This is a genomic window from Rhodoferax potami (genome assembly GCF_032193805.1).
Classification (GTDB): domain Bacteria; phylum Pseudomonadota; class Gammaproteobacteria; order Burkholderiales; family Burkholderiaceae_C; genus Allorhodoferax; species Allorhodoferax potami_A.
Genome location: NZ_JAVBIK010000001.1, coordinates 1,233,965 through 1,246,259, shown reverse-complemented (window position 1 = coordinate 1,246,259; position 12,295 = coordinate 1,233,965). Strand labels below are relative to the sequence as shown.

General features: G+C 60.3%; 12 protein-coding genes. 7 read left to right on the top strand and 5 right to left on the bottom strand.

What is annotated here, in order from left to right:
- Positions 1-67 precede the first annotated feature (67 nt).
- The 7 genes from RAE19_RS05960 (at position 68) to RAE19_RS05930 (ending at position 7,108) form a co-directional block, all read left to right on the top strand.
- Positions 68-436, top strand: coding sequence for a phosphomannose isomerase type II C-terminal cupin domain (locus RAE19_RS05960; protein ID WP_313874052.1), 369 nt, complete (start codon positions 68-70; stop codon positions 434-436).
- A gap of 44 nt (positions 437-480) precedes the next feature.
- Complete coding sequence (locus RAE19_RS05955) at positions 481-1,461, top strand: ROK family protein (RefSeq protein WP_313874051.1); 981 nt, start codon at positions 481-483, stop codon at positions 1,459-1,461.
- Positions 1,462-1,633: 172 nt separating this feature from the next.
- Positions 1,634-2,884 (top strand): ABC transporter substrate-binding protein, encoded by a 1,251-nt coding sequence (locus RAE19_RS05950; protein WP_313874050.1) that lies wholly within the window; start codon positions 1,634-1,636, stop codon positions 2,882-2,884.
- Between the two features lie 100 nt (positions 2,885-2,984).
- Positions 2,985-4,247, top strand: coding sequence for an ABC transporter substrate-binding protein (locus RAE19_RS05945; RefSeq protein ID WP_313874049.1), 1,263 nt, complete (start codon positions 2,985-2,987; stop codon positions 4,245-4,247).
- 5 nt (positions 4,248-4,252) lie between these two features.
- Positions 4,253-5,131, top strand: a complete 879-nt coding sequence (locus tag RAE19_RS05940; RefSeq protein ID WP_296509428.1) for a carbohydrate ABC transporter permease — start codon at positions 4,253-4,255, stop codon at positions 5,129-5,131.
- Positions 5,132-5,173: 42 nt separating this feature from the next.
- Entirely contained in the window at positions 5,174-6,028 is an 855-nt protein-coding gene (locus RAE19_RS05935) for a carbohydrate ABC transporter permease (RefSeq protein ID WP_313874048.1), read from the top strand.
- A gap of 3 nt (positions 6,029-6,031) precedes the next feature.
- Positions 6,032-7,108 carry an ABC transporter ATP-binding protein gene (locus tag RAE19_RS05930; RefSeq protein ID WP_313874047.1) on the top strand — a complete coding sequence of 359 codons (1,077 nt, stop codon included), beginning with the start codon at positions 6,032-6,034 and terminating at the stop codon, positions 7,106-7,108.
- Positions 7,109-7,386: 278 nt separating this feature from the next.
- Here RAE19_RS05930 and RAE19_RS05925 read toward each other — a convergent pair whose 3' ends face one another.
- The 5 genes from RAE19_RS05925 to RAE19_RS05905 form a co-directional block, all read right to left on the bottom strand.
- Positions 7,387-7,944: a hypothetical protein gene (locus RAE19_RS05925; RefSeq protein WP_313874046.1), complete on the bottom strand. Its 558-nt coding sequence runs from the start codon at positions 7,942-7,944 to the stop codon at positions 7,387-7,389.
- Between the two features lie 160 nt (positions 7,945-8,104).
- Positions 8,105-9,481 (bottom strand): sensor histidine kinase, encoded by a 1,377-nt coding sequence (locus RAE19_RS05920; protein ID WP_313874045.1) that lies wholly within the window; start codon positions 9,479-9,481, stop codon positions 8,105-8,107.
- Complete coding sequence (locus tag RAE19_RS05915; protein WP_313874044.1) at positions 9,478-10,179, bottom strand: response regulator; 702 nt, start codon at positions 10,177-10,179, stop codon at positions 9,478-9,480. The genes RAE19_RS05920 and RAE19_RS05915 overlap by 4 nt, the downstream gene beginning before the upstream one ends.
- A 48-nt stretch (positions 10,180-10,227) precedes the next feature.
- Positions 10,228-11,529, bottom strand: coding sequence for a multifunctional CCA addition/repair protein (locus RAE19_RS05910; protein WP_313874043.1), 1,302 nt, complete (start codon positions 11,527-11,529; stop codon positions 10,228-10,230).
- A gap of 25 nt (positions 11,530-11,554) precedes the next feature.
- Positions 11,555-12,238: a glutathione S-transferase family protein gene (locus RAE19_RS05905; RefSeq protein ID WP_313874042.1), complete on the bottom strand. Its 684-nt coding sequence runs from the start codon at positions 12,236-12,238 to the stop codon at positions 11,555-11,557.
- Between the last annotated feature and the right edge of the window lie 57 nt (positions 12,239-12,295).

The following is a 12,295-nucleotide window of genomic DNA, read 5'->3' as shown; positions in this document are numbered from 1 at the left end:
CAAGCCAGTAACCCCACAGGGGGGATGCGGGGTAGTATCTGCGCGCCGTTTTAAGGATTGTTTAATCATGCAGACTACCTTGCGAACTGAGACGATTGAGCGCACCGAGCGCCCCTGGGGCTGGTATGAAACCATCTCGGAGGTGCCGGGCAACAAGATCAAGCGCATCGGGGTACACCCCGGCCAGCAGCTCAGTTTGCAAAAGCACCACCAGCGCGCGGAGCACTGGGTGGTGACCACAGGCACCGCACGGGTGACACTGGATGACCGCCAGTTTGACCTGCAGCCGGGGGAGTATTGCGACATCGCGATCGGGCAGGTGCACCGCTTGGCGAACCTGACCAACGGCCCGGTAGAAATTGTGGAAGTACAGTTCGGCAGTTACCTGGGCGAAGACGATATCGTTCGCCTGCAGGACGACTACGGCCGCGATTGACCTTCCGACCCCCTGTTTTTTCAAGATTTGAGAGCGAGTGCAGCATGGCTTTGACCCACGACATTGAATTGAACATTGCCCCCGGCAGCAAGCCGGTTGCCTGTGTAGACATCGGCGGCACCAAAGTGGCAGTCAATATTGCCGACGCGGCAGGTGTGCGTGGCAAAGTCTCTGAGCCCACCGCCAAAGAAGGCTCTAACGACGCACTGGCACGCCAGATCATTCGCATGGTGGGTGAAAGCTGCGCCCTGGCGGGTGTGGCGGTGGCAGACATTACCGCCGTGGGCGTTGCTACCTGCGGCCCTTTTGTGATCAATGGCGGCATGGTCGAGCTGGCAGGCCCCAACATCTGTGGCGGCTTGGCCGGCAAGGCCCGCGGCCTTCCCAATGACTGGGTTACCGCGCTGCTGGAGGCGCCACTCAAAGCCGCTTTCCCCAATGTCCGCGTCGAAAACGATGGCGTGGGTGCACTCGAGGCCGAGCGCCGCTGGGGCGCATTGCAGGGCGTGGCCAACTGCGCCTACGTGACCTGGAGCACCGGCATCGGCATGGGCTTGTGTGTGGATGGCCACATCCTGCGCGGCAAAAACGGCAATGCGGGCCACGCAGGCCACACCTTTGTCAGCACCAACCAAGACGCGCTCTGCGGCTGCGGCAACGTGGGCGATGTAGAAGGGCTGGTTGCCGGTAACGCGATTCCGCGTCGTTTCGGTGCGCAGGGCTACACCGATGCTGCTACGCTTTTTGTAGCGGCTCGCGCAGGTGAGGCGGGCGCTCTGGCTATTGTGGACGACTTATGCGATGTGATGGGCCGCACCCTCTACAACATGGTGGCCACACTCGATCTGCAGCGCATCAGCATCGGCGGCAGCGTCTTCTGGCACAACCGCGAGTTCTTGTTGCCCAAGCTGCAAGCGGCCCTCAAGGGCAAGTTGCCGGCGCTCACCGATGGCGTCGAAATCGTGCCGGCGGGCCTGGGCGAAAAAGTGGGCGACTATGCCGCACTGGCCCTTGTGCTTGGCTAAAACCGCTTCTGCCCGCCGATTTTGAGCGGGTTAGGGAAACTCCTAGTAGTTTGGCGTTAAAAATTAATTAAAAATTAATTAATTCAAGTGGGCATGGTGTCCAATTGAATTCAACGTTGCTTTCGGCCCAGAGCACATAGGGCCGGACAGACAAACTTTATTTGGAGACAAGATGTTGAAGCTTTCTAAACTCGCCACCGCAGTGGCACTCGTGGTTGCTGGTTCGGCCGCTGTGGCTGGCGAAGTGGAAGTCCTGCACTACTGGACATCCGGCGGCGAAGCCAAGTCTGTGGCTGAACTGAAGAAGATCATGCAAGGCAAGGGCCACACATGGAAAGACTTCGCAGTGGCCGGCGGTGGTGGTGACAACGCAGCGACCGTGCTCAAGAGCCGTGTCGTGAGCGGTAACCCACCTGCAGCTGCCCAGATCAAGGGTCCAGCCATCCAGGAGTGGGCATCTGAAGGCGTGTTGGCTAATCTCGACGCAACTGCCAAGGCCGAAAAGTGGGACGACCTGCTGCCCAAGGTGGTGGCTGACGTCATGAAGTACAAAGGCAACTACGTTGCTGCTCCCGTGAACGTGCACCGCGTGAACTGGATGTGGGCTAACTCCGCTGTGCTGAAAAAAGCCGGCGTGACCTCCACTCCCAAGACATGGGACGAGTTCTTTGCTGCTGCTGAAAAAGTCAAGAAGGCTGGCCTGATCCCCGTGGCACACGGTGGCCAGAACTGGCAAGACTTCACCACCTTTGAGTCTGTGGCTCTGGGCGTGGGCGGTGTCAAGTTCTACAACGACGCTTTGATCAAGCTCGACGAAAAAGCTTTGACCAGCGCCACCATGACCAAGGTCCTGGAAACATTCCGCAAGGTCAAGGGTTACACCGACGCAGCCGCTCCTGGCCGCGACTGGAACCTGGCTACTGCCATGGTGATCCAAGAGAAGGCCGCATTCCAGTTCATGGGTGACTGGGCCAAGGGCGAGTTCTCCGCTGCTGGCAAGGTTCCCGGCAAGGACTACGTCTGCGCTGCTGCTCCAGGCACCGCTAACGCATACACCTTCAACGTGGACTCGTTCGCCATGTACAAGCTCAAAGACGCTGGCGCTCAAAAGGCACAGGCTGATCTGGCTGCTTCCATCATGGGCACCGAGTTCCAAGAAGTGTTCAACTTGAACAAGGGTTCTATCCCTGTCCGTTTGAACATGAAGATGGACAAGTTTGACGATTGCGCCAAGACATCCGCCAAGGATTTCGTGGACACCGCCAAATCCGGTGGTTTGGTTCCTTCCGTGGCCCACGGCATGGCTATCAAGCCAGCTGCTGAAGGCGCGATCAAGGACGCCGTGTCCCAGTTCTGGAACGACGACAAGATCTCCGTTGCTGACGGCGTGAAGAACATCGCCAAGGCCGCTGCTACCAAGTAAGCCCTGGCCGGCGCCAGCAGGCGCCGTTCACCTTCTATAGCCCTATCCCTCCCGCAGGGGTGGGGCTATTTCAAATCTCGTGTTCTTCAGGTCTATTCCCATGGCTCTTTCTGCATTCGCGCGCCGGTTTGCTGCTGCATGTGCTTTGTGCGCAGGCGCAAGCGTGTTCGCGGGCGAAGTCGAGGTGCTGCACTACTGGACCTCTGGTGGTGAAGCCAAGTCGGTGGTTGAGCTCAAAGACATGATGGGAAAACGTGGCCACACCTGGCGCGACTTCACCGTGACCGGTGGTGGTGGCCAGAATGCCATGGCCGTGCTCAAGCAGCGTGTGCTGGCGGGCAATGCGCCTGCAGCTGCCAATATCAAGGGCCCTGCCATTCAGGAATGGGCTGAGCTCGGCGTCTTGAGCAACCTGGACGCGATGGCGTCTTTTGAGAAGTGGGACGAAACCCTCCCCAAGGTCGTTGCTGACCAAATGAAATACAAAGGCCGCTATGTGGCCGTCCCGGTCAATGTGCACCGGGTGAATTGGTTGTGGGCCAACTCCGCCGTGCTCAAAAAAGCAGGCGTTGCCGCGTTGCCCAAAACCTATGATGAGTTTTTTGCTGCCGCTGACAAAATTAAGGCCGCAGGCCTGATCCCTCTGGCCCACGGTGGCCAAGACTGGCAAGACTTCACGGTGTTCGAGTCCGTGGTGCTGGGTGTGGGCGGTGCAAGCCTTTACGACAAGGCACTGGTCAAACTCGACCGCGCTGCGATCAACAGCGATGACATGAAAAAGGCGCTGGAAACCTTCCGCCGCCTCAAGGCGTACACCGATACCGCCTCCGGCGGCCGCGATTGGAACGTCACCACCGAGCTGGTGATCAACGGCAAAGCCGGTTTCCAATTCATGGGCGACTGGGCCAAAGGCGAGTTCCTGGCCGCAGGCCAGACACCGGGCAAAGAGTTCACTTGCTCGGCCGCGCCCGGCACGGCCAATGCCTACACCTTCAACGTCGACTCTTTTGCCATGTTCCAGCTCAAAGGCTGGGAGGCCCAAAAGGCACAGGGCTACCTGGCCTATTTGTTGATGGGCAAAGAGTTCCAGGAAAAGTTCAACCTTCGCAAGGGCTCAATCCCGGTGCGCATGGGCATGAACATGGAAAAGTTTGACGACTGCGCCAAGACCTCCAGCAAAGACTTTGTAGCCACGTCCGCTTCGGGCTCACTGGTGCCGTCCGTGGCGCATGGCATGGCATTGCCGTCCTCTCAGCAAGCGTCCATGCGCGCTGCAGTGAGCGAGTTCTGGAATAACGACAAGCTGAGCGTGAGCGAGGCCGTCGCCAAAATGGTCGCAGTCAGCGCGCCAAAGCAAAAGTAAGACTTATGAAAACCATCGAAAACATCCTCCCCAAGCTGGTGATTGCCCCGGGCTTTGTGCTCGGCTTCGCCTTCATTTACGGATTCATGATCTGGAACGGCATCCTGTCGGTCACCGGCTCGCGCATGCTGCCCAACTACGACGAGTTCGTGGGCTTGGAGCAGTACGTGCGCCTCTGGGAAATGGACCGCTGGTATGTGGCCTTGAAAAACCTGGGCATCTTCAGCGTGTTGTACGTGGGCGGCTCCATGGCCCTCGGCATGGGCCTGGCGATTTTCCTGGACCAGAAAATCCGCGCCGAAGGCGTGTTGCGCACCATTTACCTGTACCCCATGGCCTTGTCGTTCATCGTGACCGGCACCGCCTGGAAATGGATTTTGAACCCCAGCCTCGGCCTTGAAAAACTGATGCACGACTTTGGCTGGACCAGCTTCAGCTTCGACTGGCTGGTGCAGTCTGACACCGCTATTTACTGCGTGGTGATTGCCGGTATCTGGCAGTCCGCCGGTTTTGCCATGGCTTTGTCGTTGGCTGGCCTGCGCGGCATTGACGACAGCATCATCAAAGCGGCCCAGATCGACGGCGCCTCGCTGCCCCGCATCTACTGGCGCATCATTCTGCCCATCCTGCGCCCCGTGGTGTTCTCCACCGTATTGGTGTTGTCGCACTTGTCTATCAAGAGCTTTGACTTGGTCATGGCGCTTACCTCCGGCGGACCCGGCTACGCGTCTGACGTGCCTGCGACCTTCATGTACGTGATGAGCTTCACCCGCGGCCAGATCGGCCTGGGCGCCGCCAGCGCCACCATGATGCTGGTGTTTGTGGCCGCCCTTGTGGTGCCCTACCTGTACAGCGAATTGCGCACCAAACCCCACGACCGTTAATCCACGACCGTTACTTACGACCGTCCTCCACGATCGCACCTTATGCTGACCAAAAACCTACCCCGCATCCTGATCTACGCCACGCTGCTGCTGGCCGCCTTCTTCTTTTTGGCGCCGCTGTACGTGATGTTGGCCACCTCGTTCAAGGACGCCGAGCAAATCCGCTCCGGCAACTTGCTGAGCCTGCCCACCTCGCTCAACTTTGACGCCTGGTCTGCCGCTTGGTCCACCGCCTGTACCGGTGTGGACTGCCGCGGTTTGCAACCCTTCTTCACCAACTCCATCATCATGGCCGTGCCTGCGGTGCTGATCTCCACCGCGTGGGGCGCTATCAACGGCTACGTGCTGAGCATGTGGAAGTTCAAAGGCAGCGAAGTGCTGTTCGGCTTCATGTTGTTTGGCGTGTTCATGCCCTTCCAGGTGGTGCTGTTGCCTATGAGCCAGGTGCTCGGTTTTCTGGGCCTGTCCAGCTCGCTGGGTGGCTTGATCCTGGTGCACTGCATTGCCGGTTTGGCTGGTACTACGCTGTTCTTCCGCAACTACTACACCGCTATCCCTAAAGAGCTGGTGAACGCTGCGCGCATTGACGGTGCTGGTTTCTGGCGCATCTTCTTCCGCATCGTGGTGCCCATGTCCACCCCGATTCTGATGGTGACGCTCATCTGGCAATTCACCAACATCTGGAACGACTTCCTGTTCGGCGTGGCCTTCAGCGGCGCAGACAGCAAGCCCATCACCGTCGGCCTGAACAACATGGCCAACACCTCCAGCAGTGTCAAAAGCTACAACGTCGACATGGCTGCGGCCGTGATTGCAGGTCTCCCCACCATGTTGGTCTATGTACTGGCAGGTCAATACTTCGTGAAAGGTCTCACCGCTGGCGCGGTGAAAGGATAAAAAATGGCAGCTTCTCTCCAAATCGCAGGCATCCGCAAAGTTTTCGGCAAGGGCGACAAAGCCGTTGAAGTCCTGAAAAAGATCGAAATCGACGTCGCCCCCGGCGAGTTCCTGATCCTGGTCGGCCCTTCCGGTTGCGGCAAGTCCACCTTGCTCAACATCATTGCGGGCCTCGAAGAGCCATCTGAAGGCGAACTGCGCATTGCTGGCAAAAACGTAGTGGGCGTAGCCCCTGCACAGCGCGATATCGCCATGGTGTTCCAGAGCTACGCGCTGTACCCCACCATGAGCGTGGCTGACAACATCGGCTTCGCGCTGGAAATGCGCAAGGTGCCCGTAGAGCAGCGTAAAAAGCGCATTGCCGAAGTGGCCGCCATGCTGCAAATCGAACACTTGCTGGACCGCCGCCCCGCCCAGCTGTCTGGTGGCCAGCGCCAGCGTGTGGCCATGGGCCGCGCCTTGGCACGTGACCCCCAGCTCTTCTTGTTTGACGAGCCGCTCTCCAACCTGGACGCCAAGCTCCGCGTGGAAATGCGCGCCGAAATCAAGCGCCTGCACCAGGTGTCCGGCATCACCAGCGTGTACGTGACACACGACCAGATCGAAGCCATGACCCTGGGCAGCCGCATCGCGGTCATGAAGGACGGCATCCTGCAACAAATCGGCACACCCGACGACATCTACAACCGCCCGTCCAACACCTACGTGGCCACCTTCATTGGCTCGCCCACCATGAACCTGATCAAGGGCCATGTAGAAGTGCCCGGTGCGCAAGGCCGCTTTACTTTCAACGGCAGCACCTTGGAGCTGGCAACCCCCGCCACTGGCGACGCCACCTTGGGCGTGCGCCCCGAGCACATTGAGCTGATCACTGGCGATGCCGCTTGGCGCGGCGAAGTGGCCGTGGTGGAGCCCACAGGCGCTGACACTTATGTGGTGGTGAAAACCGCTGCCGGCGAAGTGACTGTGCGCACTGCACCGAGCGCTTCGTGGAAAGCCGGCGACCAAGTCGGCCTGCGCGTGAACCCTGCGAACACCAACTGGTTTAGCACTGCGACGGGTGTGCGTTTGGACGTGTAAGTCTTCAAGCCAGTAACAAAAAACCGGACTGCCCTGATGGGGCAGCCCGGTTTTTTTTATGTCAGTAAAAGGCTGTTAGAAGACATTGCCCAGGTAGGGAAACAGACGTAAAGCGGAAAGGCCGGAAAAGACTGTTAAGAGACATTACCTGCGCTCGAAAGCGGTCGTTCAAAGTGATTGCAGGAAAGGGCTGGAAGCCGATTTTTCTGACACTCCAAAGCGGACACCCAAATGCCGAGTTTGTCCTAGGGTACAGCTGACACCGAGGGCGGTCACCTTTACTTGATAGGCTGGTCGTCGACTTTTACTAGCCCTAGCGGTTCTACGATTTTACTGAGCGCACGATTACGCGGAGTAAAGCCGCAGTCACTTAAAAGTAACGGCATGGAACCTCCCGAAGAACCTGCCGGAAAATTCAAAAAGCCAGCATGCGGTTCAATCCAAGTCCACCTAATAACCGGCGTTTCAGTAACCGGGGCAACATACGCGCCTTGTTGAACGAGAACTTGAATATTGGGGAATAGAGTTTTCGTTTCCTTGGCAAGGATTCGGGGATATTTGCTCACGGTCGCGCCTGTGGCGGTTTGACGGTCATATTCAACCGTCTCAATACTTTTGCACAACGCCTGCATCTCCGGCCAAGCAATGATTTCATCCGCCACTGGCGCAAAGAACACTATCGGTACTATCACCACAGCCCACAGCGTGCGAAAGCGCTGGATTCCCAGCCACTTGGGCACCTTGGTGCCAAGTGTGAGAGCAATCAAACCCCATAAGGCGATGGCACCGAAGAACAACAGACCAATCACTTGGCTAACTCCTTTGTAAAACGTCACGCATTGAAGGTTCCGTCGTGTGAGGCACCAAGCTAACTGTGCACTGGACAACGTCGGCTTTTGCGGGTTAAACCGATTTTGACTCTTGGTTCAAATCTTGCACATCCACCATATAGGGGAATTCGTTGAACGACTCCTATCGCAGCAAAGCTGACCACCATCACCCTTGCAACGGCAACTCCAACCGAATCGTCAATCCATGCGGCAACGTCGTCTGCGCTGTCGCCGTGCCGTTATGCCGCCGCGCAATTTCCGCCACGATGGAAAGGCCCAAGCCGCAGCCGCCGGGCAGTTCGCTGGCGCGCCAGAAGCGTTCAAACACGCGCTCCAGGTGCTCGGTCGAGAGGCCGGGGCCGGTGTCTTCCACGTCCAGCCAGCAGTAGCCGTTGTGCACTGTGGTGCGCAGGGTGACTACTGCGCCTTTGCCTGCGTAGCGCAGGGCGTTGTCGATCAGATTGCTCAGCACTTCGCGTAGCAGCAGCTTGTCGGCGGGCACCATGACGCTGTCTTCGCCTTCAAAGCCTAGGTCCACGCCAGCGGCCAAGGCGCGGCGGGTCCATTCACGGGCCACCTCGCGCGCGAGTGACGCAGCATCCACCGGCACCAGGCTCACCTCGGCCTCAGTGCGGGCCAATGACAGCAGCTGGTGCACCAGGTGGGCGCTGCGCTGGGCGCCGGTGTGCACTTTGGTCAGGCGTTGTTGCAAGGCCTCGGGGTCTTTTTCTTGCATGGCCAGTTCGGTCTGGCTGATCAGGCCCGCAAGCGGGGTGCGCAGTTGGTGGGCGGCGTCGTTCAAAAAGCGCTTTTCCTGGCTTAGGCTGCGGCGCAGGGTGGTGAGCAGTTGGTTCAGGGTGTTGGCTAGTGAGTGCACTTCCTCCGGCGCTTGTGTCATCTCGATGGGCGAGAGCGACGCCATGTTGCGGTTGGCCAGTTGCGCCTCCAGCCGCTCCAGCGGAGCCAGGCCGCGGCGTATGCCTTCGTACACCAGCACGCTCAGCACGGCGCCCAAAATCAATAGCGGAAAGAGCACATCGCGCACCAGCTCGCGGGCAATGCGTTGCTGCGCCACCAGGCTCTTGGCCACCTGCACCCGCATGCGCTGGTCGGTAAAGCCGTCGCCAAAGCTCAGGTCTATCGAGGCCACCCGCATGGGTTTGCCGTCCATCACCACCTCGTACAAAACGGGTTCGTTGGCGGGGGAGTACAGGTCGGGTGTTTGGCCGGGGATTTTGGTGTTGCCCAGCAGAAAACTGCCGGGTGGCGATGACACCATATAGGCCACGCGGTCGTCCGGGTCCTGCTCAATGATGTCGCGCGCTGCGCGCGGAAAGTCGATCAACAAACCCGAGCCCATGGGCTTGACCTGCCGCGCCAGCGAGCGCACCGATTGGGTGAGCGACTGGTCAATCGTCTTTTCGGCATAGGCCAGCGCCACCCGGAATGCCAGCGCGCCGCCCATGAGCCACAGCACCAGCTGCGGCAGCAGCAGCCAGATCAGCAGCTGCCGCTTGAGCGAGAAGCGAGCCGGGCGGCTCACGGAGTGTCCGATTCCAGCATGTAGCCCAAGCCGCGCACGTTGCGGATGCTCAGGCCGCTGTCGTTGAGCTTGCGGCGCAGGCGGTGCACATAAACCTCCAGCGCATTGGAGCCGGCAGCGCCGCCTTCTTGCGGCGCGGTTTGCCACACGGCCAGCACGTCTTCCCGGCCGACCACCTGGCCCATGTTGTTCACCAGCAGCGAGAGCAAAGACCATTCGCGGTGGGTGAGCTCCATGGCTTCTTCGCCCAGCCAGCCCAAAGGCAGCACCGGGTCGAGGCGCAGGTTTTTACTGGTGCTGCTCTGCACTTCGAGCGAACCGCCAAAGGCGGGCAGCCGCGAGCGGCGCAGCATGGCTTGCAGGCGGGCGAGCAGCTCTGCCATTTCAAAGGGTTTGGTGAGGTAGTCGTCAGCGCCAGCGTTCAGGCCTTGCACCCGGTCTTCCACACCATCGCGCGCGGTGAGGATCAGCACCGGCAGCGCAGCCAGGCGCTGGCGTATCCAGATCAGCACGGTAATGCCGTCTACCACTGGCAAGCCCAGGTCGAGCACCACGCCGTCAAAACGGGTGGACTCCAGCAGGCTTTGGGCTTGGGCGCCGTCGCTGGCGCTGCTCACGCTGTGGCCGGCGTGCACCAGTTGCGCGCACAGGCCGTCGCGCAGCAATTCGTCGTCTTCAACAATCAGTAAATGGGCCATTCCCCAAGCATACCAAGGCAGGTGGCACGCTTTGCTGCGGTGCAACCCTCAGGTGGCCGTGGCAGCCTCTAGCCCTACGGCAATCGCCTCGGCGCGGGCGGTTTGGATGAATTGACCAATCTTTGGGCCGGTAGCGCCCGCCGCTATTGCGCGAGCAGCTATGGAATCTGTAGCAACTGCCAGAGCCAGGTCCAGTGCCTGCCCCAGCCGTTGGGCTTGGGGGTAGGGCGCATCTTGCAGGCCGAGGCGGCCTTGGGCATCGCACTGGCAGGCCAGCAAGGCGGCGCGAAAGCGCACGGGTTTGCGGATGGCGTCGCAGCGCTCCAAGAGGCGCAGCAGGGCAGCAGCGTTGAGCGAGCCGCTGCGGTGGATGTTGCCGTGCTCGCGGGCCACCACGTCGGCCAGCTCGGCGCAGTCGTTGGGCACCCGCAGGCGCTGGCACACCGTTCTGAGCAGGCGGGCGCTGCGCTCTTCATGGCCAATGTGGCGGGGCAGCACGTCGGCGGGCGTGGTGCCTTTGCCGAGGTCGTGGCCCAGGCAGGCAAAGCGCACCGGCAGCGGCGCATCCAGTTGGGCAGCGCGGTCCAGCACCAGCATGACGTGGATGCCGGTGTCCACCTCGGGGTGGTGCTCGGGGCTTTGGGGCACGCCCCAGAGCCGGTCCAGCTCAGGCAGCAGGCGCTTCAGGGCGCCGCAACTGCGCAGCACCTCAAACATGCGCGAAGGGCGGGCCTCCATCAGGCCCTTGGCAATCTCTTGCCACACGCGCTCGGGCACCAGGTGGTCCACCTCGCCGTCTTCCACCATGGTTTGCATCAAGGCGGTGGTTTCGGGCGCCACGGTGAACTCGGTGAACCGCGCCGCAAAGCGGGCTACGCGCAGGATGCGAACCGGGTCTTCGCGGAAGGCGGGGGTCACATGGCGCAGCACACGCATTTGCAGGTCGGCCTGGCCGCCGAAGGGGTCTATCAGGTCTTTGGCATCAAAAGTGCCATTGGCGCACGTATTGTCTGCGCGAGCTGCTATGGAATTGATAGTAAGGTCGCGCCTTGCCAGGTCTTCGTCCAGGGTCACATCGGGCGCGGCGTGCACCGCAAACCCGCGGTAGCCGGGCCCGGTTTTGCGCTCGGTGCGGGCCAGCGCATATTCCTCTTGGGTGCGGGGGTGCAAAAACACCGGGAAGTCTTTGCCCACTGCAATAAAGCCTGCGTCTAGCATCTGCTGCGGGCTGCTGCCCACCACCACCCAGTCGCGGTCTTTGACCTCCAGACCCAACAGCGCGTCGCGCACAGCGCCGCCCACCAAAAAGGTGCCAGTATTGCGGGTGGAGTCGGGTGAGGGGGCTGTCATAAAAGGCAGGGGCTTTAGACGTGGTTCAGCGTTGCAGGCGGTAGGGTTCTTCAAAGTCCAGAAAGTCTTTCTCTGCCAGCGCGCCGGTGATCCAGTCCTGCACACCGGGCAGGGCCAGCACGCGGGACACATAGGCACCCACCACCGGGCTGACCGGCAGGCCATAGGTTTTGAGGCGGGCGCACACCGGGGCGAAATACGCATCTGTCACCGAGAACTGGCCAAACAACATGGGGCCGCCGTACTGGGCCAGCAGCTCGGTCCACATGGCGCTGATGCGGGCTACGTCGGCGCGCACTGCGGGCTTGTCGCGCCAGATGAGGGCGCCGGTTTCGAGCAGGGTGGCTTCGATGTTCATGGGGCAGTTGCTGCGCAGGCCGGTAAAGCCGGAGTGCATTTCAGCGCACACACTGCGGGCCCGAGCACGGGCGGACTTGTCAGCAGGCCAGAGCTGCAGGTTGGGAAAGCTCTCTGCTACGTATTCGGCAATTGCCAGGGTGTCCCACACCGCCAAGTCGCCATCGACCAGCAGCGGCACTTTGCCGGTGGGGGAGAGCGGAGCGAGCGTGGTTTTGAATTGGGATTGGCTCTCGAACGAGTCAAACCGCACCATGACCTCTTCAAAATCGATACCCGCCTGCTTCAAGAGTACCCAAGGGCGCATGGACCACGAGGAGTAGTTTTTGTTGCCGATGTAGAGCTTGATCATGCGCAATCCTTGGTCAAATTCGCATGATAGTCGGGCCTAAAGGGGTTGGCGACTCAG